This is a genomic window from Ruminococcus albus 7 = DSM 20455 (genome assembly GCF_000179635.2).
GTDB classification, from domain to species: domain Bacteria; phylum Bacillota; class Clostridia; order Oscillospirales; family Ruminococcaceae; genus Hominimerdicola; species Hominimerdicola alba.
Window position 1 is genome coordinate 78,590 of sequence record NC_014824.1, and the last position, 22,762, is coordinate 101,351.

18 protein-coding genes and 3 tRNA genes are annotated in these 22,762 nt (G+C 39.1%); 11 read left to right on the forward strand and 10 right to left on the reverse strand.

Annotated elements, in window-relative coordinates; all coding sequences use genetic code 11:
- Positions 1 to 29 precede the first annotated feature (29 nt).
- The 7 genes from RUMAL_RS17035 to RUMAL_RS22605 all read right to left on the reverse strand — a co-directional run bounded on the left by RUMAL_RS17035 (position 30) and on the right by RUMAL_RS22605 (position 7,239).
- Complete coding sequence (locus RUMAL_RS17035; RefSeq protein ID WP_013483358.1) at positions 30 to 2,012, reverse strand: DNA topoisomerase; 1,983 nt, start codon at positions 2,010 to 2,012, stop codon at positions 30 to 32.
- A gap of 5 nt (positions 2,013 to 2,017) precedes the next feature.
- On the reverse strand, positions 2,018 to 2,794 hold the full coding sequence (locus RUMAL_RS17040) for a PP2C family protein-serine/threonine phosphatase (protein WP_013483359.1): 777 nt from the start codon (positions 2,792 to 2,794) through the stop codon (positions 2,018 to 2,020).
- Positions 2,791 to 3,342, reverse strand: a complete 552-nt coding sequence (locus RUMAL_RS17045; RefSeq protein WP_013483360.1) for a hypothetical protein — start codon at positions 3,340 to 3,342, stop codon at positions 2,791 to 2,793. Before RUMAL_RS17045 ends, RUMAL_RS17040 begins: the two co-directional genes overlap by 4 nt.
- A gap of 1 nt (position 3,343) precedes the next feature.
- Positions 3,344 to 4,087, reverse strand: a complete 744-nt coding sequence (locus tag RUMAL_RS17050) for a DUF4046 domain-containing protein (RefSeq protein WP_013483361.1) — start codon at positions 4,085 to 4,087, stop codon at positions 3,344 to 3,346.
- A gap of 164 nt (positions 4,088 to 4,251) precedes the next feature.
- Positions 4,252 to 5,577, reverse strand: coding sequence for an IS200/IS605 family element transposase accessory protein TnpB (locus RUMAL_RS17055; protein ID WP_013483362.1), 1,326 nt, complete (start codon positions 5,575 to 5,577; stop codon positions 4,252 to 4,254).
- 749 nt (positions 5,578 to 6,326) lie between these two features.
- Positions 6,327 to 6,770 carry a hypothetical protein gene (locus tag RUMAL_RS17060; protein WP_013483363.1) on the reverse strand — a complete coding sequence of 148 codons (444 nt, stop codon included), beginning with the start codon at positions 6,768 to 6,770 and terminating at the stop codon, positions 6,327 to 6,329.
- A 136-nt stretch (positions 6,771 to 6,906) separates the two neighbouring features.
- A complete protein-coding gene (locus RUMAL_RS22605) occupies positions 6,907 to 7,239 on the reverse strand; it encodes a hypothetical protein (protein ID WP_024859135.1) in 333 nt (110 codons plus the stop codon).
- A gap of 468 nt (positions 7,240 to 7,707) precedes the next feature.
- On the opposite strand from RUMAL_RS22605, the gene RUMAL_RS21925 reads away from it, so the two are divergent.
- The 3 genes from RUMAL_RS21925 to RUMAL_RS21445 all read left to right on the forward strand — a co-directional run bounded on the left by RUMAL_RS21925 (position 7,708) and on the right by RUMAL_RS21445 (position 10,978).
- Positions 7,708 to 7,881 carry a hypothetical protein gene (locus tag RUMAL_RS21925; RefSeq protein WP_013483365.1) on the forward strand — a complete coding sequence of 58 codons (174 nt, stop codon included), beginning with the start codon at positions 7,708 to 7,710 and terminating at the stop codon, positions 7,879 to 7,881.
- 1,539 nt (positions 7,882 to 9,420) lie between these two features.
- Positions 9,421 to 9,852 carry a hypothetical protein gene (locus RUMAL_RS17075; RefSeq protein ID WP_013483366.1) on the forward strand — a complete coding sequence of 144 codons (432 nt, stop codon included), beginning with the start codon at positions 9,421 to 9,423 and terminating at the stop codon, positions 9,850 to 9,852.
- Positions 9,853 to 9,859: 7 nt separating this feature from the next.
- Positions 9,860 to 10,978, forward strand: coding sequence for an ISAs1 family transposase (locus RUMAL_RS21445; RefSeq protein ID WP_013483367.1), 1,119 nt, complete (start codon positions 9,860 to 9,862; stop codon positions 10,976 to 10,978).
- A gap of 1,079 nt (positions 10,979 to 12,057) precedes the next feature.
- Here RUMAL_RS21445 and RUMAL_RS21450 read toward each other — a convergent pair.
- The 3 genes from RUMAL_RS21450 to RUMAL_RS17090 form a co-directional block, all read right to left on the reverse strand.
- Positions 12,058 to 12,231 carry a DUF434 domain-containing protein gene (locus tag RUMAL_RS21450; protein ID WP_080557320.1) on the reverse strand — a complete coding sequence of 58 codons (174 nt, stop codon included), beginning with the start codon at positions 12,229 to 12,231 and terminating at the stop codon, positions 12,058 to 12,060.
- Between the two features lie 278 nt (positions 12,232 to 12,509).
- Positions 12,510 to 14,036: a leucine-rich repeat domain-containing protein gene (locus tag RUMAL_RS17085; protein ID WP_013483369.1), complete on the reverse strand. Its 1,527-nt coding sequence runs from the start codon at positions 14,034 to 14,036 to the stop codon at positions 12,510 to 12,512.
- Positions 14,037 to 14,363: 327 nt separating this feature from the next.
- Positions 14,364 to 14,543, reverse strand: a complete 180-nt coding sequence (locus RUMAL_RS17090) for a transposase domain-containing protein (RefSeq protein ID WP_050793323.1) — start codon at positions 14,541 to 14,543, stop codon at positions 14,364 to 14,366.
- Between the two features lie 487 nt (positions 14,544 to 15,030).
- Here RUMAL_RS17090 and RUMAL_RS20975 point away from each other — a divergent pair, with 487 nt between their 5' ends.
- The 8 genes from RUMAL_RS20975 to RUMAL_RS17130 all read left to right on the forward strand — a co-directional run bounded on the left by RUMAL_RS20975 (position 15,031) and on the right by RUMAL_RS17130 (position 22,505).
- Complete coding sequence (locus RUMAL_RS20975) at positions 15,031 to 16,476, forward strand: BspA family leucine-rich repeat surface protein (RefSeq protein WP_013483370.1); 1,446 nt, start codon at positions 15,031 to 15,033, stop codon at positions 16,474 to 16,476.
- A 118-nt stretch (positions 16,477 to 16,594) separates the two neighbouring features.
- Complete coding sequence (locus RUMAL_RS17100; protein WP_013483371.1) at positions 16,595 to 19,270, forward strand: discoidin domain-containing protein; 2,676 nt, start codon at positions 16,595 to 16,597, stop codon at positions 19,268 to 19,270.
- A 478-nt stretch (positions 19,271 to 19,748) separates the two neighbouring features.
- Positions 19,749 to 20,918, forward strand: a complete 1,170-nt coding sequence (locus RUMAL_RS17105; RefSeq protein ID WP_013483372.1) for an ATP-binding protein — start codon at positions 19,749 to 19,751, stop codon at positions 20,916 to 20,918.
- A gap of 484 nt (positions 20,919 to 21,402) precedes the next feature.
- Positions 21,403 to 21,477: transfer RNA gene (locus RUMAL_RS17110), tRNA-Leu, on the forward strand.
- 7 nt (positions 21,478 to 21,484) lie between these two features.
- Positions 21,485 to 21,557: transfer RNA gene (locus RUMAL_RS17115), tRNA-Leu, on the forward strand.
- Between the two features lie 35 nt (positions 21,558 to 21,592).
- A complete protein-coding gene (locus tag RUMAL_RS17120) occupies positions 21,593 to 21,817 on the forward strand; it encodes a helix-turn-helix domain-containing protein (RefSeq protein ID WP_013483374.1) in 225 nt (74 codons plus the stop codon).
- A 24-nt stretch (positions 21,818 to 21,841) separates the two neighbouring features.
- Positions 21,842 to 21,913 (forward strand) — tRNA-Glu (locus RUMAL_RS17125).
- Between the two features lie 145 nt (positions 21,914 to 22,058).
- On the forward strand, positions 22,059 to 22,505 hold the full coding sequence (locus RUMAL_RS17130; RefSeq protein WP_013483375.1) for a hypothetical protein: 447 nt from the start codon (positions 22,059 to 22,061) through the stop codon (positions 22,503 to 22,505).
- Positions 22,506 to 22,762: the final 257 nt, after the last annotated feature.

Consider the following 22,762-nt stretch of genomic DNA (forward strand, 5'->3'; position numbering starts at 1 on the left):
GCTTAACAGCAAAAGAGTTCTCTTTTCGTTTATACATATTTTTCTCGTTGAAAGCCTATAAATTTATGTCCCTTATATTCTTGCTCTGCAAGTTTTCCAATCACGTTGTAAACATTTCCTTCTTTACTTCTGATCCCAGTTAGTTTGATGGATTTTCCCGCAAACAAATCATTTAATTCTTCATTTGTAAATGTATGCCCACCCCATACAGAACTGATCCTAATGGTTTTTCCTTTCCATTCACCAACGACCTTATCCTTGATCTCAACCGGCTTGATAGACAATGCAGTACGCATAGCAGCTCCGTTTTTTTTCATGACCTCTATATCATGCTTTACTAATTCCCGGATCTCAGCAAGCAGTTTCTCCGGATCACTTTTTCCTGCAGCTATTTCCTTCATGTTAAGCATGACCTGTTCTGTTATCTTTATATTTCCTATATTCGTTCCCGGCAAGATCCTGTAACTCATTTCACCGCACTGGGTCATAGTTATCTTACCCTTTTTATCTACAAGTAACGGAAATTTGGCTGATTCGTCTGTAACCTCAGAATAGGTACTTACTCGTGTGGCACCTGTGCCAACGTCATATTTTTCAAGTTGTTTCATTAACCATTTCTGTGTTGGCACAGTGGGTTTCTTTGCAAATCCCTCATGTATAAACGGTGATGCAGTTTTTCCGAGTTCTTTACCTATAGTTTTTTCTTCGTCATCATCTGCATAATTAAATACCGCTTTGTATCCTATTTTTTTCGGGACAGCAATTTTTCCAATAAATTCTGGATACATCTCTATATGCCCTTTTTGAAATTCATATTCATAGTCTTCCGCCAGCATTGCCAAATAGTTTTTGGCAAGCGTTGTGTATATCTCTGCAGCTCCCTTTCCGTACTTTTTTAGATCTGCCAGCGATTTAGGGACTACCGGGCCGGGCCGGTTAGCTCCATGCGCACAACCCGTTGAAATATGAGTTTTACGCGGAATCCTATGTGTCAACAGGGAAGTCTTGACTCCTACTACATTAGCAATTGCGTCTATTTTGGGGAGAAGTTCATTAAACTGATCTATAGTTATCTTTTTATCTTCAGTTCGTGGATAACTTACGATCTGGTCTTCGTACATTTTCTGATAGGTAGCCAAAAGTTCGCTTGCTTTTATTCCCTTGGCAGATAATATTGAAGATAATGCTGCAAGATCCAGCAGCTTCCCGGGTGGCTGTGATTTAATCTCTTTTGAATCAACAACAACGCCGGAAGGCTTATATTTACTAGGAACATCAGATTTGTTTTTATATTTTTCTTCGGAGTTATTGGTATACACATTACCATTTTCATCTTTAAACCTCGTCTGATAAAATGGCGTTTTTTTGTATTCGCTTACAGCTTTAAGCTGCTCGCCTACAAGCCATACCATTGCAGATTTTAAACGTCCTTGCCTGAGTACGGACCTTCCATCTCCGAATATGGTAGCGATCCTAGTGAACTGAATGGAAATAAAATCCCATTTGGTGCGATATAGAGCCTTTATATAGTCCATATCTTTATCCATAGAAGGAATCTCTTTTCTGCTTACAAAAGCCTTCTGGATGTTTCCCGCTGCTTCATCCGGGAAGTACATTCTTGAATATTTTCTCGGTCTAAGCTTCAGTTCACTCAATATCTCCCATGCAAGCAGTTCACCCTCTCCGGAAGGATCATCATCAGTTGCAATGACGATTTCATCACACTTAGACAGTACATTATAAATTTCCTTAAGCAGTGCATCAGATCCGGGCTTCTTTATCCTTCTCCATTTAAATTCCTTTTCATCCCAGGGAAGAAAGTCGATGTTCCAAGACTTGTATTTTCCGGATAAAGAAGCATCGACCTGCTTGTAAGGTTCCTCGAATTGATACAAATGACCTTTTGCATGAGTAAGAATAAATTGCTCTCCGTTGTATATACCGCTTACGCCGCCCAGCGCCTTTTTAAAGTTCTCATAAGCACTATTTTTTTCGGTTAAAATCCCTACCAAATTCGTTATCCTTTCTCGCTACTCTTCTCATTAAAAATAACTATGGTTGACATATTATCTTCGTATTTCCTGATCTTTGCAGCATCTATCAAGGCTCTTACAGCTGATTTTGTATTATCAGCTGTAAGTACAAGTTCCATAATGATATGCTGCCAGAGAGCACAATGAATACCATCAGATGTTATCACTATGACACCATTCTTAAAATCAAAAGAACCTGTCTGTATCTGAGGTTCAGCAAATGAGCCTATATTGCTCGTCAGCTGGTGCATAGCCACGCTTTCCATGTACTCTCTTTCATCTATTTTATTCTGCAGGTACTCATTGTAGTTTGCCGTATGATCAACTGTCATCTGAATGATTTTTGGCTCTTTGTTCTTATTTGTGGTGATCCACTGAAGTCTTGTGTTTCCGCAATGTGCAAAATATACCTTCTCTTTATGAATAACACAACAGGTCATGCTGCAGCCGAAGTTGGGAAAACGTTCGTCATTAACAGCATTGAATACTCCGAGAACTCTGTTAGCAAGATAAAAAGCCTCATCCATTAAACTGTCCGCATTATCAAAGATGGCTGTTCCTTCACGGTCAAAGCGCCTTTTTATCAGGTTGATCACTTCGGCGCATGCAATACTTGCAGGATTATACTGTCCCTCAATTCCTCCTATACCATCTGCTACGATAAATACAAAAGTTTCAGTATCTAAGGCGAACTGATAAATAACATCTTCCTGCCTTTCACGATTAACGCCAATGTCACTCATTCCATCAAATACTATCATTTCTCGGCTGAATTATCAGCCGTCACCTCCCCGGAGTCACTATTTTTTGAAAGGATTACAGCTGCACTGTACACAGCGTAATCGTCAATGATCTTATCTTTGTAATTCAAGTAGATAAAAGATACTTCCGCTGCAGAATATGGAGTTCCGATCTGATTGACCGAGGCTACATACAATCCGTTGATATCTTCAAAAAGGTCTTCAAAAGAAGCTATCCCTTTTTTTGCATCTTCACTGCTTTCAGGTTCGATAACCAGATCGCTCTTTTTATCTGTATAGTTTTGTTGAATAGAAAACAACATATTTTGCTGAACTTCAAGCTCAACAAGAAAATCCTCTGGTGACATTTTACCAATGACATATAAAGTGTATACGTCTTGTGTTGACTTTATCAGCTCATTCAGCTTATCTTCCGTTTCATCAACAGACATTATCCATTCTTCGGCTTTTATTTCTTTTTTAGTTTCGATTGTTTCTTTTTCGCAGGCTGATAAAAAAAACAGCGATAAAGAAAACAATACCGGAGCAATTTTCTTCGATAGTCTCATACTAAAATTTCCTTCCGGATTCAGATATAAACTCTTCGTACTGTCTTTTATAATAGTTATAGAAAACCTCGTCTTTTTCTGTTTCAGGTAAAGCGTCATGCAAAAAGTCGATCGGAGAATCATAGAATTGTTCTGCGATATCGCGGAGCTTCCATTTATCCAACCACTTCAGGATGTTACGATCACCAAAAAGCCTGTATACATCTTCTATGTTTTCAAAATTCTGTTGCTGTGTGATTGCATGCTGTAAACATATAGCAACCTTAAGCTTACCATCGTTTATAACATCGAAGAAATGTTTTGGAAACTTCTTTATAACTCCGTTAAGAAGATCGTTATATGTAACGATTATCATTTCCCTTTCATCTAAATGGTAACGGGAACCGAAAACATATTTGAGCAACACCTGAATATCAGACTTGACCATTTTTTTATGCGCTTCGCCGTTTTCTTCTGATGTGTAAAACCTAGCCTTGCCGTTAGGTTCATTGTAGAAATTTATATAAGACAAATACTTGTCAACCTTATAATTTTTCAGTATTTCAAGATCCAGTCTCTGTTCAGCTGTCTCAGGATCCCAACCTAGAATATTTTCGATGAGATACCTAAAGATCTCAACAGCGATAGAATTGTTTCTATCTGCGTTGTCCCCGAAGTAATATGTTGAGGCCTGCCTTCTTTTTCCTACAAGTATCTCCTCATATTCAAGTATAATCGCCATTTTCTGTTTATCAGTTATGATCACAAAGATCAACTCCTTATTAAAATTTATTTGCTATATATATTATAGCAGATTTTCTCGTGAAGCTTCACACGACTAAAGTCGCGTGCTTCCTATAGTGTCCTAGCGGACACCCCCACTTTAGGTGGGCGGACTACGTTTCTACCATACAGCCTGAACTCAGAAAATTATGCTGTTTTAGCAATAATTTCCGCATTCAGGTTAACTAAGGTAGAGAACGTGCAGGTGCTTCTCTTACTGAATTGAGGGACTTTAGCCTCAATGAGCAACCTTGAATTCTCATCCAAGGATTTTAATATTTCACGTATGAAGTATCTTGCACCGATATTATACGAAGCAGATAGATCACAGTTGTAGGTCTTGCCATTTTGAAATTTGCATAGCTCATAGGTATTGAAACCACCGAATTTACCGCGAAGTACAAAACCACTGCCATCGTAGGCAAGGCGTGACGTATTCCATGCACAGATATGGCTTACTCTCATACCTAGTCTGTGAGCTTTATTCGTTACAATAGACTGAACTTCCTGACTGCGCCACAGCTTGAGTTTCTGCTTTTTAGAACCGCGGACCTTACCGTTCTTGTCTAAATGCTCAAATACAATAACATCTGCATTATAAAGAACGGCTATATCTACGATGCAGTTCGCAGTTTTAGTGGCAATGTCGTGATTGATTCCTTTGGCTTTTGCCCAAAGCCTTGGTGTTTTATAGTTACCATGCTGCTGAGCTTTTTTGATACGGTTAACACAATGCATCAGATGGTCTGTTTCTTTGGTAAGCTTACAAAAATGCCTTCCAAGAATAGTGCCATCTGAACGCATTACGGAAATCGTAGCAGCGGTGTTTATTCCAAGGTCTACAGCAACAATGGTCTGCTCATACACAGATATATCTGCAAGTTTGACCTTTTCCTCAAACGGAAAGTCCAAAAACCACTCCTTGCCTCGTTTTTGAAGTGTTGGAGCGCATTGCTTGCGAAAACTGCAATATCTGTATATATAATCCATATCAGACTTTTTAAGGTTTATCGTTATCCAGTCCCATGTATTACGGATGTATACTTTGATCTGGGCAGTATAATCACCGGTCCGATTGTACATTACTGTACGATACATAGACGGGAATGAATAACCTGCTTTTGGATACGATGGTTCTCTTCCGACCGGATCTTTGATCCAGTTATCGAGATTGGTTTTGTAAGATGATACCTTGCCTATAGCCTCGTTAATAGCACCACGGCGCAGATAGCTTGGCATCTTATAGAATTTGGCATCAAAATCATAAATTGGATCGGGATTATCTTTTGTAGTATGGATCAGTGTTTCAATATATGTGAGTCTACTCACACCTTTGAATGTAATTATGTTATCCCATTTATCAAGACATACTTTGATAAGGTAATCTACAGCATGTCTGTATTCGATAACGGTATCTTTAAAGATGTTGTTGTAATGCTTGATCTTAACGCTGTAAGTCGTATATATCTGCATACTGCAGACTCCCTCCTTCTACTTGTTTTTTTGAGAATTAATGTAATCTGTTACATGTTTAAGAATTCTATCACTTACTGTTATATATATTATAGCAGATTTTTTTAAGAATAAAAAATTATATATACTAAAAGTTTTGCTGTGTTTGTGTCACGCGTGACACAAACAAAATTTTAATTGTTTTTATTAGATCTAAGAAGCAGAAAGGGTGAAGTGTTGCAACCGCAGCACCCTCTAACTATATCCGAACATCAGAGTAAAAAAACATATTTACTGGTGACAGCCCCTTCCCTTAAGAATTATAATAGCATCTGTCAGTCTTAATTGAGGCTTGCAGTTTAAAAGACGAATTATATGGTCAGGACTGCATTCCTGTATTTGGTAGTCCATACGATATGGTATTACAATGAATATACATACCCTCGACCATGCACAACAGAATGTCAAGAAATGCCGCCTAACTCATGACTAAAGTCACGAGCGTGCGGCGGCAAAATCGTCAATTAAAAATTTTATATAGTTATTTTTATTGAAAATAATTTTTCTATATAATAACATTCTCCCCCCCCCCGACTAAAAGCTTGGGAGAATGTCACGACAACAACCTAAGGCTATTTCAAAGAGTTTCCGATTACAGGAAACTCTTTTTTTACACCAAAAAAGGCTCCCAAAAGAGAGCCTTGAATACATACGTTATACACCTGCAGCCTCAACCGTAGCTTACTCTGTTTATGCATAACTTAGTTATTTCAGATCCGGATATTACCGACTAAAACATCATCCGCAATATCTACTTTATAAGTGATAGGTTCTTTATATTGTTCTTTTTCGGCGGCAAATCTTGACGTCCTCAAGAAGTTCGGACAATCAAAAACCATATAAGATATAGCATTCATGCATCTTTCCGGAATAGCTACCCACCCCGGAACCGGCCTGAAGTTTTGAAACCATCTGCATTCCAGATCTGTAGAATGCTGACAGCACCAACACAAGGTACCGCATTTGGCAAGCCCGTCTTTCTGAGCCTCAGTCAGCCTTGAAATGTCTAAAAGCGTTCGTTCAGATGCTTTTTTAGAGATCCGCAGTTCATGAAGTTTGTTCCCGCTGAGCCCGTCTTGATAAAAATCAATTTCAGTATTTTTTGCTTTTATTGTTTCGATATTACATATAAATTCTCGGAGAGTTGTGTTCATTTTAAACACCTGCTTTCTAACGTATTTACTTTTTAGCTCCAGTTATCAAAAAAGTATCTGATAATATTATATGTGGAAATTTCGATAGATAAAAAAAGCCCTGTTCTATAAATCGAACAGGGAAGATAACAATTAATTAAGCTACAGCAAACATCTTATACAGATATTCCTCAGGAAAACTGGACTGTCCGCCACTATGCCAGGAAACAGTTACCTGATCAAAATCGTCAATATAAATAATAGTAGCGACAGAACCTTTCCGGATATCCAGATAGTCTTCTAAAATCTTAACTTTTTCTCCAACCGTTACTCGTGACATACATAAACATTCCTTTCCTTTATCGATGATATTATTATAGCAGAATAAAGGCATGATGTTCAAGACATCTTTTCTAAATACTTTTTCAAATTGTTCAGCCAAAACCTCAAGTGTGATAAAATATAAAGCTTGCTTTATGACAAAAATCAAGACTGCGAATCACCGTTATTTTAAAAACAGCATATTTTGTTTTACAAATAGCTGGGTATAATAATGTACTATGAAATAGTTTTTTGAATCAGCTTTATTAACTATAAATGAATAATTTATAAAAATCGACTCCTGACAATTGACAAAACAGGTATATGTGTGTTATAATCATAATGTAAAATTAAGGACAAAAAATGGGTGACATTTGACGTTCTTAGACCGGTAAACATTGCGTCGGTTAATTGTAATCTACAGAAAATCAGATTGACTTTCTGCAGCGCAGCAAAAAGCAATGTCTAAAACCAAGAGATCAAACAACCGTGATCTTCGGGGATTGCCTATACGGAAAAGATCTTATGCCCCCGGTTTGCATGTGACCGGAGTGATAATTATCATAATTGCCCGCCAAACGAAAGGCGGGTTTTTTATTTTTTAGCGAAAAGCGATCAAATGATCCAGGAGGGTAAAATGAGTTACGAGATATATCGTATCACCGCTCGATGTAAATGTCCATGCGGAAAAGGAGAGATTATTCGTGGTGATTCCATGAATGACTGGAATCAGACACGAAGCGGAGACATTGAAATACACTGTCCGGAATGTTCTAACAAGCTTAAATTCACAGATGGGGGGATTAATTGATATCAATTACCCCGACTACTCCGGAGATCCCAATATCAAAAAGCAAATGTCTATAATACAAGATAGAATACAGAATTATAAGTTTAAAAAGAGAAGAAAATCAAAGCTCAATTAATAATACAATACGATGAATTAAAGAAAGAATATTATAAAGATCGCGAAGCATATTTGACCGAAACAGAAAAACACATAATTCTTTATACACTTATCCGTGAGAATAATACATAATAACAGAGCTGGAGAATTGCTGCTTAAACTATATCAAGAAAAACTCTGAATTAATCTGTCTAAAATCAAGACAAATAACTGTCTAATATTCAGGCAGTTATTTATTCGTCTTAAATTAAGTGTCTAAAATTCAGATAGATAAATGTCTAAATTTTAGATAAATGCAAGAGCTCACAAACAACCAAGTCTAATTTTTAGGCTGATTATTGACTAATATTTAGATAGAAATGCAACTGATAAGGCGCAGATGATAGAAAATTAGACAAATAAGTGTCTTAAAACTAGACAGATAGTGTTCTGAAATAACATAAATAGTCTAAAATTTAGGCTGATTTTAGTAGTTTGGGATGTTTTCTGATCTCCGAATGAAGCGGTTATATAAATATATTAAGATTTTGCCAAAACTTACATAATTTGCCATATATAACCAATTATTGTAAAAAGTATTCAAATCTTGAATACTATTATTCACGAATTGAATATTATAATTCAAACCTTGAATACTTTTATTCAAAGTCTGAATATTATTATTCAAGTCTTGAATAAAACGCTTTAGCACGCTAAAACTATCTTTAGTACGCTAAAACTAATTAGTTTCATATTTCTAAAACTAATTTCATATTTCTAAAACTAAATTTAGTTTTAGCGTGACGAAGGAAAATTCTGGAAAAATAATTCAAAGCTTGAATTTAAAAGTGCCTCAAATGAAGCAAAAATCTTCAAAATCCTAAAACTAATTCGAAAAGTTAGTTTTAGACTCATAAAGGAAAATAGAAACGAAAACATACCCAAATGATACCCAAAACATACCCAAATCGGAGGAAATCCCGGGCTACAAACAGCGTTTGAGTTCATTTCTGCCCTAAAACTACCCTAAAACTGCACCAAAACTGGATTTTTTCATTCGTTTTTTCTTCCCTTTTTACCTCCAAAAATTCAAACCTTGAATTTAAACCAAAAATCAGGGGGGACCAACTTTTTTTCAAGAGAAAAATCGACCTCATGAAAGAATATTAAAACGAAAATACACCCGCCGGACAAAGAAAATATAAAACATAGATGCAGCTCTGCTCTCTTGTAAGGTGTCTAAAAATTAGACAGTAAAAAATCCTATCGTTTCATCCCATCTTCATTACATTTTCCCGTCATACTTCAAAATCAACCACCCACGAATACATTTCTCTATTACAAAACATTCTTTCCCTCAAAAAAAGAAGCTTTATTGAAAACAAGAATGATACCATACTGAAAAATCACTTGACTTGATTTTTTATGTATGTTATATTGTAAGTAAGAAAGGGGAGAAATCAAATGGCATTAAAAGGAATACATGGCGGAAGATTCAGTTTTGACAGTAAAGAACTCATAAAGGAAATCAAGAGGGATATCGTAGAATTTGGAAGAGAAGAAATTTATGCTGTATGGTTAAGAAAGTACCCCCAATATAATGTAGAATTTATCGTAAATTATGACTTCATAATTGATGAAGATGATGACCCGTTCAAAGATTTTGAAGTTAATGATGATTACTTGTACGGAAAATTTGAAAAAGGAGAGAACGAAAGGATCGTTCTCATGTCAGCTGACAAAATACTTGACTACCTGCAAAAACAGAATGACCCGACTGAAATTTACGAAGTAAATGTACACGGAAATCAATTTTCAAAAAATCAGGTTTCAAAAGTTACATTTATATTTCAGGTTGTACAAATTACTGGACAGAGCACCTGGAAAATGATATAATATAGGCATGAATAATGGAATAACCGAGTATTTTGAAGATATTGAATTATATGAGGAATATGACGGCTATTTTTGCAGTATCCCCGATATCATTACAATAGCAATTCTTGGAAGTATCTGTGGACTTAGAAACATTCATCAGATTCATCAATGGGCGACAAATGACAGAGTAAGCGAATTCTTAAAGGAGAAATTCGGAATCGATCATGTCCCTTGCTATTATTGGATATTGAGCCTGCTGAAATATGTCAAGCCCGAATCGCTCAACCGCTGTTTTGCGGATTGGGTCTATTCATTCATGCCCGAAAAGTCCAAAAGTATGACGATCTCTCTTGACGGGAAAACTGTTTGTTCGACACTTAAAATGAGTAAGATCGAAAGTCCTCTGCACATCATCAGCGCACAGATATGCGAACTTGGATTGACCCTGGCACAACGCAGCACGGACGATAAAAGCAACGAGATACCTGCGGTGCAGGAGCTTCTGAAAGAACTGAAAATAAAGGGTAATATAGTTGTTGCGGATGCACTGAACTGTCAGAAAGAAACTGCTGAGATTATCGTAAAACAAAAGGCAGATTATCTGCTTTGCGTTAAGGATAATCACCCAAATTTGAAGAAAGATATCGAGGATTATGTGCAGGACAGTTCTCTCAGAGACACTATGCAAACAGTTTCAAGAACGGAGAAAAACCGTGGCAGAGTTGAAACAAGGACAGCGTATGTAACAACAGATATCAACTGGCTGGAACAGAAAAAAGAGTGGAAAAATCTGAAGTGCATAGGAGCCATTCATACTGAATTTTCAACGAAAAAAGGCACTTCGAGCGAATGGCACTATTACCTTTCAAGCCGCGAAATGACAGCGGAACAGCTCCTTCATCATGCAAGAATGGAATGGTCGGTTGAGTCAATGCACTGGCTGCTTGATGTTCATTTTGAAGAAGATTGGTGCAGAGTCGAAAACAAAGACGTTCAGCAATGCCTGAATATGTTCAGAAAAGCTGCGATAAATTTAATCAAGAACTTTAAAAATCGGAACAATTCTAAAGCCGCCATATCCAAACTTATGTTTGAATGTCTTATGGAGCCGCAGATGATTTCGAGGGTGATTTTTGAAAATTGATTTCCGTGGTAAATGTATAAATCCTGTTGACATCATTTACTTTTTGTGATATACTTATACTCGTAGTGGGATTGCTACATGCTAAAACCAAAATCGTTTTCAGGAAAATTGGCGGTTGTTATGACCGCCATTTTTCTTTTAAGCTTCAATTCCATAAAATATAAATACCTTTTCTGAATTTACAGAAGAGGTATTATTTATATGCTGAAGAACCGTACATCCTCATCACATCTCTCCGAACTTCCATTCCCTCATAATAAAAAGAACGTAAAAAAAATCATGCAACATAAAAATAAACCACTAATATTTTTCCTGTATATTACGAAACAATCCATAATAGATAAAAACAATTCTCCATAAAAAGAAAATCAAAAAGAAGATCGCCCTGATACCAACTTTCTCTTTCACCCTGGGGAATGAACATAAAAAAGAAGTTTCAAAAGAAAAAACAGCCCTGCAGCACTTTCTGACAACACTAATATAAAAATACCGTATAGTATTATTTTAGACAGCTTTGTTGATTATTTTGATTGTATCAAAAAAGTTCTTACGTATACTTCTTTTATCGCTCTTTTGAATGCGGTCAACTTTTTATCCGTACAGCCCCCAAAAAAATAAAAGGGGAGCATTCCTCATACCTTTCCTTCAATTATCCTTTTAGACACTTTTTACTGACATTTTGTTTTTCACGAAATAATGCATTGAACCTAGTAATAACCGTTATCCTTCTTTTTTACCCTCTCTTTTCACTTTTTCTTTTTTAGACAGTTATATATTGTATTTTGAAATCATCAAAAAAAGGCCAAAATACTCCTTCCGACCTTATGGCACCTTTTTCATTCTTCCGCCTCTCAATCCTTTTATCAAATTTTTTTCATTCAAACATCTTTCTCGCTTCCCGTTTTTTATAAACATCCGTTCTATCATCTTCCGGTACATCATTCCCACAAAAACAACTATATATAATTTCCCGCTTAAAGATTATATATAGTTGAGAATCAAAATTGCATGCTCTTAATTTTTCCTGAATACTTCATTTTGTTTTACTTATAGTGTTTTTTTTCTTTTCATATACTCCGTTATTTTTTCCGTATAAAAGAAAAGACCCCGCATAATGCGAGGTCAATCGTGCGTGCCAATGCAAGACGCTGACGTTCAGATAATTGATAATGGTCGCCGATGAACCGTGTGGTGCTTGTGACGGGATAACCACGGTTCAGCAAAAAATAGACCTCCTCAGCCGCTTTATGCAGCTTTGGGAGTGCCTTTTCGGAAAAATCACGTTAATCTGTGGGCATAAAGCATCGTTTAGCATTTTGAGCCATATTTTCACCTCATGGACAGTTTTAACGCCTGTCTGATATCAGAAGATAGTCTGTTTTTTTGGATAGCATTAGTATATCATGCTCAATCTGAAAAGTCAAGCTTCGGGCATAGACCCGAATGAATCTCAGTGTGAGCTAAAAAGAGGAACAGCTGAAAATACTGTCCCTCTTTTGGATATTATGAAATATGTTTTTAAGCGGATAAATTATTTAATGGTTATCGTGAATGATCGTTTATCCAGGTCTCTTGTATCCCACTTGCCGTTTATCTTGGCGCATATCACGACTTTGTATTTGTCTCCGGGAGTCAGCCTTGGGGTGGTGTAAGATGTCTTTTCAGTGTATTCTACAACTTTCCATTTGTTTGCGATTTTTACTGCAATGCCGTACTCGGTGGCATTCTTGATGCGCTCCCATCCGAAACTGTACTGGTGAGTTGTCGGGGAGTATACGCTCCAAGTTTCGGAAGGCTGCCATTCATCTATCACAACGAGCACCGGATTCGAGAAGTTCATGTCCCACTTGCCGTTATACATTGCGAAGACAGCTACCCTATATTTAGATATGAAGTTCAGACCGCGCAGTGTGTATGAATTGTCTGTTGTCTTTTCAACAAGCTTCCACTTATCATTCTGATAGACTGCGATGGCGTACTTTTCTGCGTTTTTATCAGCTTTCCAGCTGAGTTCTGCATAACCTGCACCGGGAACAAATGTTATGTCGGTCTTATTTTTATTGCCGATATATTCGTACTGGACATTATACTTTTTTGCATACTTCTCGCCTTCGCTGTCAGGATAGCAGTATATCTTTAATTCTTTGATCTTTATCTCGTCAAAGCCGATAGCATAATAATAACCGAAAGCCTTTTGGCCGATACTTGTAACGGAGGCAGGAATAGTTACGTTCAGGAGACTGTTACAGCCATAGAAAGCATCTGAACCGATGGTCTTTACACTGTCGGGGATAGTTATGCTTTTAAGGCTTCTGCAGTCCTGGAAGGTGCAATCGTTGATGGCTGTGATACCGTCAGGGATATTTGCGCTTATAAGATTTCTGCAGCAGTCAAAAGCTCCGCCGCCTATCTTTGTAACACTGTCAGGGATAGTTATGCCGGAAAGGCTTGTACAGTTTTTAAAAGCATGGACACCGATACTTGTAACGCTGTCGGGGATATTTATGTCAGTAAGGTTCGTACAGCCAAAGAAAGCATCTGTGCCGATGTCTGTGATACTGTCAGGGAGAGTTATACTTTTAAGACCCGAGCAGTTCTGGAAAGCTCTGGTGGAAATGGCTGTAACACCGTAGGGGATAGTTATGCTCGTAAGACTTTTGCAGTTACGTATAGCATCAATGCCGATGCTCTTTACGCCTGTGGGGATAGTTACGCTTGTGATATTATTACAGTTGATGAAAGCGCGTTCACCGATGCTTTCTGTGCCTTTTGAGATGACTACCTTCTTGATGTCATCTTTGAATGGGTACCAGGGAGCTTTTACTTTCTCCCATGAAGCCACAGTGTAATCGTCCATATTGCCTGAGCCGCTGATAGTCAGGGTGCCCTCACTATCCAGCTTCCATGTGAGTTTTTCGCCGCAGGTGCCCTGCTCTGCGATGGTTGCTGCACTTGCAGTGATCTCAGAATGCATAATGACTGCATTTCCGAGAGCTGTTCCGCCCATAGATGCAGTGAGCACTGCTGCTGCAAGTCCGCAGATGATTTGTTTTTTCATGAGATCTACCCCTTATTCCTTAATATGTTATGCGGCAGATAACATTAACGCCGCCAAAAATGTATTATACCACGAAAATCCGAAATATACAAGGGCAAAGCTAAACAAAGATATATAGGCGGTTTAGTGCATATCGGGAAATTAAATTGGTTTGATCGTATGATTTTAAATTATCGTAAGGTAAGCGCCAACCAAACCCAGCCCCTAAAGAGAAAAGCCGAGGCTTCCAATGAAACCTCGGCTTTGATCATTAGAGCCATCTACTTGTACTTTACTACCGGTTACTATACTTCTCTACCAACGGCTGTAACTCTACTTTACAGCCAATTACTTTACCTCACTGTAAGTTTGCTTACAGTATGATGGAAGTGCCATGCTCCAAGGCATTACCGATTTAAGCTGTGTTTCAGTTGGATCCGCCCCCCACTTGGGCAGGACGGTCAGCAGATAGAGCATATACCCATAGACATCAAGCTCATTTCTTTTTGCTGTTTCGATGATGCTCATAACTGCTGCGCTTGCAGCGGCTCCCTTTTCCGTGTCGCTAAAAAGGAAATTCTTTCGGTTGATGCCATCCCCATTATCATCCTTTTCTTCTTTTATCCCTTTGAGTTCATTCTCTCATCCACCTCATTATCAACAGACGCATCATTTACCCTTTCCTTATTTCTCATCATTCAAAAAAAAACAACTATATATAATTTTCACTTATGAATTTATATATACTTGCAATCTAAAATCATTCGCTTATTATTTTTCCTGAATACTTCATTATATTTCCTAATAGTACATTTTCTTTTCATATACTCTGTTTATTTGACGGTTATCTTAGTTTCACTTTCCGTCAATAGTATAAACTAATAATATTTTCTAATATAAAAATTGACGAATGGTCAAGAAAAACGGAACGATATTATTGACATTGATGGTCATGTGTGCTAACATATTATTGATATATTGCCGTTTCGGCACTAGAATTCAGGAGGACATAAATATGAAGTTAAAAAAAGTTTTAGCAGTAGTGATGTCACTTTGTATGGTGGCAGGAACTGTCAGCTACGGCGCACCTGTTATAACACAGAGCATAACTGCGCAGGCGGCTGATTCAGCAACAAGCGGCTTTTCATTTAACCAAACAACAGGTATGCTTACGCTTAGCGGTACTGTTGATGGTGATGCTTTACGTAAATTTAACAATACCTATCGCGATAACGTTTGGTCTGTCATAGTTTTGGAAGGAACTGTTCTTCCTGAAGACTGCAGCAAGCTTTTTTGCGAATATCCTTGTTATTCCATCGACCTTTCAAATGCGGATACAAGTAATGTAAAAAATATGAGCAGAATGTTCGATAACTGTTGCAATCTTAAATCGCTCAATTTAAGTGGATTTGATACAAGCAATGTTACTGATATGAGCTATATGTTCAACGAGTGTGGCAAACTTTATTCTATCGATGTAAGCGGATTTGATACAAGCAACGTTACAGATATGGGTGATATGTTCTCTCTTTGTGACCAATTAACATCGCTTGATGTAAGCAGATTTAACACAAGCAAAGTTACAGATATGAGTGGTATGTTCAATTCCTGTCTTAGCTTGTCAACGCTTGATGTTAGCGGTTTTGACACAAGCAATGTTACAGATATGTGTGATATGTTCTGGGGCTGTGCAAAATTGACGTCACTTGATATTAGCAAATTTGACACAAGCAAAGTTACAAATATGGGTGGTATGTTCTGTGCCTGTAATAAATTGACTACACTTGATGTAAGCGGATTTGATACAAGCAAAGTAACCGATATGTCAGGAATGTTCGCTTCAACTAACTTATCAACACTTGATGTAAGCGGATTTGATACAAGCAAAGTAACCGATATGATGGCAATGTTCTCTTCAAGAAATTTGACCGAACTTGATCTGAGCTCGTTTGATACAAGCAAAGTTACAAAGATGAACTGGATGTTCTCTTCTAATCTACGTTCCCTTACTCTTGGCGAGAATTTCAAAAATGTTCCCGAAGAAGCAGAACTTTATAATGACAAAGGCTGGGTAAATTCCAAAGACATCGCGACTGTAGTCAGCGGTAACGGAGAGTATGCAGTTATCGAAAACACCGGCAAGAACACCTATAAGCGCTTACCTATCGTTGAAGAAACCAAGCTTACCTACCCTACTAACATCAAAGTCGAGTACATAAAAAAATACCACCAGGTAAGATTCACATGGGATAAGGTCGAAAGTGCTGACAAATACAGCATTGCTGTTTTCCTTGCAGGCAAGTGGAGAGTTCAGAAACAGGATATCACCGGCACTGTTTATACATCTCCCAAAAATCTCACCCCGGGGAAGTCATACAAAGTCGCTATCGCTGCCAGAGTTGACGGAAAATGGGACACAGCAAATGCTATAAAACATTCGGGTACTGTTACTATAAGGTGACAGTTCAAAATTGATTCGATTTGATAAATGCAAAACGGGACTGTTTCAACTAAGCAACAGCTCCTTCAAATTTGTCTCAACAAGAACAAGCTCTTTATTCTTAAAGGAGGAGGATCATATGAAAATTTTCAAACGCTTGACCGCTCTGTTTTGTACCGGTGGAATGCTCCTTATGTCAGCACCACACTGTGTTCTCACCTCTCATGCGGCACAAACAGTCAAGCTGTCACCGGATAATACTTTTACCATAAACAATGGCGAATTTGAGGGCTGGGGTACATCTCTTTGCTGGTGGGCCAATCGCCTCGGCTATTCTGACTCGCTGGCACAGCAGGCAGCGGATGTGTTCTACGGTGATGAAGGTCTACGTCTTAATATTGCTCGCTTTAATATCGGCGGCGGTGATGATCCAAGCCACAATCATATCACACGAACCGATTCCAATATGCCGGGATATACTAAGTATAGCAACGGAAAAATTACCTATGATTGGAGTGCTGATGCCAATCAGCGCAATGTGCTTATGCGGTCTATTCAGGCTGCCGGAGATGATATGATTGTGGAAATGTTCTCCAATTCGCCGCCCTATTACATGACGAAGAGCGGCTGTTCGTCAGGATCGGCAGATGCCAAAAGCAACAATCTGAAGGACGACCAATACGATGATTTTGCGCGGTATTTCGCGGAGGTTTGCTATCACTATCAGCACGACTGGGGCGTGAAGATCCAGAGCGCGGAAGCTATGAATGAGCCGTATACCAACTTCTGGAAGGCCAACAGCTACAAGCAGGAGGGCTGTCACTTCGATCAGGGAAGCTCGCAGTCAACCATGATCGTGGAGCTGCAAAAGGCGATGCGTGACAAGGGAATGGGCGATGTTATTCTTTGCGGTACGGATGAGACCTCCATTGACACGCAGATTAGCTCTTTTAACAAGCTCTCTAATGATGCCAAAAAAGCGATCGGTCGTATCGACACCCACACCTACGGCGGCAGCAAACGTGCCGAGCTAAAAAATATTGCCCTGTCCAACGGAAAAAATCTCTGGATGAGCGAGGTGGACAGCAGCGGCACGGCCGGGACGAATGCAGGTGAAATGAGTGCGGCACTCTGGCTGGCACAGCGTATCACGACCGATGTCAACGACATGAACGCATCGGCGTGGATCATGTGGCAGGTGATCGACAGCCACATTTCAAAGAACGGCTACAACGGCCGAAAGGATACCGGTATGGTGGACACGCAGAAGGGCTACTGGGGCGTGGCAGTTGCCAACCATGATGCAAATAAGATCGTTCTGACGAAGAAATACTACGCTTTCGGACAGTACTCGCGCTATATTCGCCCCGGTATGATTATGCTGAACTCCTCCGGCAATACTGTTGCCGCTTATGATCCTGAGACGGGACAGATCGTGGCTGTTTCCTACAATACAAGCGGCAGCAGTGCTGACATAACTTTCGATCTTTCAGACTTTGCTGAGGTTGGCAGCACGGCAAATGCGATCCGCACGAGCAAGAATGAGAACTGGAAGAATGTGGGCACTATCAATCTAAACGGCAAAACGCTGAATGCAACCTTGCCCGGCAATTCCATCACAACGTTTGTCATTGAGGGAAATGGCAGTATAGGCGGCAATGAGATCAAGGTGCAGGCTGACAAGCTAAGCGGCTCTGACTCGTGGAAGCAAAATGCAGATACCGATTTCCACAAGGCTTTTGACGGCGACAACGCAACATACTTCGACGGCACGAGAGTCGGCTGGGTACAGGCAGATCTGGGTGCGGTCTACGATCTGAGCGCACTTGCTTACTGCCCTCGTCAGAACTATGAATACCGTATGGTGGATGGCTATTTCGAGGTGTCGATGGACGGCACAGACTGGCAGAGCATACACACAATTAGTGAGAATCCCACATTTGCCATGCACAAAGTGAAACTTGAAAAGCCGATCACGGCACGTTATATCCGCTATGCAGTACCAGAGGGCAAGCCGCGCAACAGCTACAACACAAATGATGTTTATTGCTGTAATGTAGCGGAAATCAAGCTCTATGGCACGCTGAATCCGGAGACGAGCTTTACAAAATTAGCGCCCGAAGCAACAAGCGGTACAGATTCGTGGAAGCAGCAGGAAGGCTACAATTACGGAAAGGCGTTTGATGGCGATACTGCAACCTACTTTGACGGTGTGGGTGCAGGCTGGGTACAGGCTGGTCTTGGGAAAATATGTGAGCTGAATGCGATCGCCTACACTCCCCGTAAGGGCTACGAAGCACGAATGGTGGACGGCTATTTCAGCGTTTCCGAGGATGGCACAAGCTGGCAGACGGTACACACGATCGGCAGGATGCCCACATCGGACACACAGACCGTTATGCTCGATGCATCGGTGAAAGCAAGGTATATCCGCTACGCTGTTCCGGAGGGAAAGCCGAATAACGGCGTGAATACCGATGATGTGTACTGCTGCAATATTGCGGAGCTTGCGTTCTATGGCGCTGTACTGCCGAATGCGGTAATCAGCAACACTATAAAAGTTGAATACAGCGAGAAATATCACCAGGTAAGATTCACATGGGATAAAGTCGAAGGCGCCGACAGATATGGAATTGCTGTATATCTTGCCGGCAAGTGGAGAGTTCAGGCGCAGAACATCACCGGTACGGTTTATACATCTCCCAAGAACCTGACACCCGGTAAGAAATACAGAGTCGCAATCGCTGCAAGGGTGAACGGCAAATGGGATACCGCAAACGCTATCAAACATTCAGGTACCGTCACCATAAGATAACAGGCGGCATTGATATTTGATCTTATTGAAGACGTAACACCCACGTGGATACTAAATGTGAGTATCTACGTGGGTGCTTTACATCTTATCCTGACATAATCAAAATGATAATTAGGGTAAGCGTATAAACCTCCGCACCTACCCCACCAATATCTAAAGAAGTATAATAAACTCCAAACAACTCCATAGATCAAATATACTTTGTATATTTTTCTGTATAAAAAAAGACCCCACATAAAAGTGAGGTCAGATAAGTTGGATCATGCGGGAGTAAATGTGCAGCCGACTCTTTCACAAGCAGCCTTCATTTTTTCAATCTCTTTTTCTTCTTCAATACTCTTCATAATAGAGTTTAATATGCATATAATAATCAAAACTTTAGTTTTACATAACGCTTGACTTTGAATTGCAATTATGTTATACTTTGAATTACAGTAACTTAAAACTTTGAAATTTCGTTTTTTGAGGAGGCATTATTATGCTGAACAGAATAGCACAAAAAGCGCTGCTTCGTCTTGCAGAGCAGTTCCCGATAGTAGGAATCACAGGTCCAAGACAGAGTGGCAAATCTACGCTTACAAAGATCACCTTCCCCGACAAAAAGTATGTAACTTTTGATGATAAAAATATGCGTGAACTTGCAAAATCAAACCCCGCCGACTTTATTATGGCATTTCCAAATGGTGCCGTTATTGACGAAGCTCAAAAGGTGCCTGAGATATTTGATGCGCTTAAGCTTCATGTTGACAGCGCTCCTTTCACACCGGGAAAATTCATTCTCACCGGTTCAAGCCAGTTCAGGCTTAGAAAGAATATGTCCGACAGCCTTGCAGGAAGGGCTGCTTTTCTGAAACTGCTCCCTTTTTCCATTAAAGAGCTTAAAGATGCTGACCTTCTGCCAAAGAACGCTTACGACCTTATTTTCGTAGGACAGTATCCTCCGCTTTTTGACAGTGAAAAGCATTATATTGCAGAAGACTGGTTTGAGAGCTATATCGACACTTATCTTGATCTAGATGTTAAAGACCAGATCAATGAGAGCAATCTGTCAACATTCAGAAAGTTCATTCAGATATGTGCTATATACAGCGGTCAGCTTCTTTCAATGGACAGCATAGCTAAGCAGATAGGTATTTCCCAACCCACAGTAAAAAGCTGGCTGTCTATTCTTGAAAACTCATATATCATTCATTTGCTGGAGCCTGATACGAACAATCTTGGGCGTTCGATAGTAAAGACACCAAAGCTGTATTTCGTCGATTCGGGACTGCTGTGTCATTTGTTAAGGTTGGAGAGCAAAGAAGATCTGCTTCTGAGCAAGTACAAGGGTGCTGTTGTTGAGACCTGTGCAGTAGCAGAGATGCTGAAAAACAGAATGAATCAGGCAAAAAAGCCGAATCTGACATTTTACAGAGACAGCAACGGTTTTGAGGTAGACACCATAGCCGACTGGAAACACACATTTGCAGTAGAGATAAAAAGCTCAAGCGATGCGGAAGCAAAGCTGTCTGCAAACACTAAAAAGTATCTTACACTGCGAAATGACGACAATGCCCATAATGCAGTATTCTATCTCGGTGATATCAGCATGACGATCAATGATACAATGTATGTCAGCTGGAAGGATTGGGGAGATCACCTTAATTAATCTGATCGAAATTTATTAAGGTTTAGATCCAACTCTACTCCATGTTATCAAGTAATAGAGCTGTTTTTATTATAGAAGGAATTTTTACGTGATATAAGCACTCTATAATAAAAAATATACCTACGGTTTACTTGATTTTTTCTTGTAGATATGATATAATGACCACAACATCAAAGAAAGGAGAAAACCGAGATGAATAAGTTCACTGTTTCATATCTGTATAGCGAATCATTATTGAGCCTCGTCCTCGAATCGGAAGAGACTTCTTTTGTGCTGCGTACAGATAAAGTGGATGAACATTTCGGGATTTCTTGTTTCTAAGTATTATTGATCCTTGTAAGTGAAACACCGTCTGTTTGCAGCAGGCGGTGTTTTTGTTATGCCCATGTGTATGAACGTTATCACCATAGTTGATAACTGGCATACATTTATGTTTTAGAAACAGGCTTTTTGGGGTTCGAGTCTCCCCACGGGTATTATTTTTGCGGGATTGGCGGAACAGGCATACGCGACGGTCTCAAATACCGTTTTATTCAGGGTTCGACTCCCTGATTCCGCATTTATATGCTCTCGTAGACCAACGGCAGAGTGAACGGACTTAAACCCCGTGTAGTGTGAGTTCGAATCTCACCGGGAGCATCAGGATCAATATACTTAGAAAGGAGATGTTTTCAATGCCGGTGATAGACGTCAAAGCAACAGGAGCGAATATTAAAGCTATAATGAAAATGAAGGGCTTCAAGATCGCTGATGTTCAGGCAAGGTGCGGTTTCAATACTCCGCAGGCTATTTTCAAGTGGCTGCGTGGAGACGCTGTGCCAACTATAGATAATATGATAATCATAGCCGATATGTTCGGCGTGACTATCGATCAGATAGTTATAATCAAGAAGATCTGACTGTTATTGCGGTAACAGTCATAAGGCTGCATCGTCTAATGGTCAGGACACAAGGTTTTCAACCTTGAAACGTGGGTTCAACTCCCACTGCGGTCATTAATTCATCCGTATATGACATCAGCTATATTATAAGTATTCAAAAAAAATATTTCCATCCTTAATTGACTTTTCGGGGATTTTCTTATATAATTAAATAAGAATATTGTATTACTTATTTGAGATAATGAAAGGATGTTTTCTTATGTCCATAGATAAAAGAACCGAAATGATCCTAAAAAAAGAGTCATTGACTATATTCAATCAGTTTTGTTCAAAACTGCCATCGGAGTCTTTAGGTCTGTTAATGATGTATCTGCAAAAGTTCAATGACGATAATCCTGATAACGGAACCATTGTTTTTACTAAAAAAGAATATGAAAAGAAGCTGGGAAATGAAGAAATATCAATCGATGAAATTCAGGACGGCATTCCAGATTTACTAGGTCCGGTAAGATTTAAAGGCGATATTCAAATAATGTTTTCTATGTTCATAAGCATTAATATCAGGAAAATAAGCAATGAATATTCAATATTTATGACCTGCAGTGATATTGCAAAGGATTATATCTTTACCGATCCAAATGTTGCAAAGTATAATTTTATAGACGAGATAAAGAGAAGAATAGACGAGTTAACAAGTATAATGTAGCTTACAAAGCTACTTGACAATTCTCTTTATGAGTGTTATAATCAGTTACAACAAGAGGGGAGCAACGATCTCCCGAAATTATATTACGAAAGGGTGAAAACAATGAATTCTATCATGAACAATACTGTTGTCAGATCATATGATGATTACCAGTGCTTCTTTAGCTTTAGTTTTGATTGGCAAGACGAAGGCTTATTTGTGCTGCATACGAACACCGGTAATTGTTCAGTTCAAAGATAGAGTTTATTGACCATCTT

What these genes read in the sequence shown, in the direction of transcription:
- RUMAL_RS17040 (WP_013483359.1), bottom strand. Translation starts at nt 2,794, where the DNA reads ATGATAGTATTTGATGGAATGAGTGACATTGGCGTTAATCGTGAAAGG.
- RUMAL_RS17045 (WP_013483360.1), bottom strand. Translation starts at nt 3,342, where the DNA reads ATGAGACTATCGAAGAAAATTGCTCCGGTATTGTTTTCTTTATCGCTG.
- RUMAL_RS17055 (WP_013483362.1), bottom strand. Translation starts at nt 5,577, where the DNA reads ATGCAGATATATACGACTTACAGCGTTAAGATCAAGCATTACAACAAC.
- RUMAL_RS17060 (WP_013483363.1), bottom strand. Translation starts at nt 6,770, where the DNA reads ATGAACACAACTCTCCGAGAATTTATATGTAATATCGAAACAATAAAA.
- RUMAL_RS21925 (WP_013483365.1), top strand. Translation starts at nt 7,708, where the DNA reads ATGAGTTACGAGATATATCGTATCACCGCTCGATGTAAATGTCCATGC.
- RUMAL_RS17075 (WP_013483366.1), top strand. Translation starts at nt 9,421, where the DNA reads ATGGCATTAAAAGGAATACATGGCGGAAGATTCAGTTTTGACAGTAAA.
- RUMAL_RS21445 (WP_013483367.1), top strand. Translation starts at nt 9,860, where the DNA reads ATGAATAATGGAATAACCGAGTATTTTGAAGATATTGAATTATATGAG.
- RUMAL_RS17085 (WP_013483369.1), bottom strand. Translation starts at nt 14,036, where the DNA reads ATGAAAAAACAAATCATCTGCGGACTTGCAGCAGCAGTGCTCACTGCA.
- RUMAL_RS17090 (WP_050793323.1), bottom strand. Translation starts at nt 14,543, where the DNA reads ATGAGCATCATCGAAACAGCAAAAAGAAATGAGCTTGATGTCTATGGG.
- RUMAL_RS20975 (WP_013483370.1), top strand. Translation starts at nt 15,031, where the DNA reads ATGAAGTTAAAAAAAGTTTTAGCAGTAGTGATGTCACTTTGTATGGTG.
- RUMAL_RS17100 (WP_013483371.1), top strand. Translation starts at nt 16,595, where the DNA reads ATGAAAATTTTCAAACGCTTGACCGCTCTGTTTTGTACCGGTGGAATG.
- RUMAL_RS17105 (WP_013483372.1), top strand. Translation starts at nt 19,749, where the DNA reads ATGCTGAACAGAATAGCACAAAAAGCGCTGCTTCGTCTTGCAGAGCAG.
- RUMAL_RS17120 (WP_013483374.1), top strand. Translation starts at nt 21,593, where the DNA reads ATGCCGGTGATAGACGTCAAAGCAACAGGAGCGAATATTAAAGCTATA.
- RUMAL_RS17130 (WP_013483375.1), top strand. Translation starts at nt 22,059, where the DNA reads ATGTCCATAGATAAAAGAACCGAAATGATCCTAAAAAAAGAGTCATTG.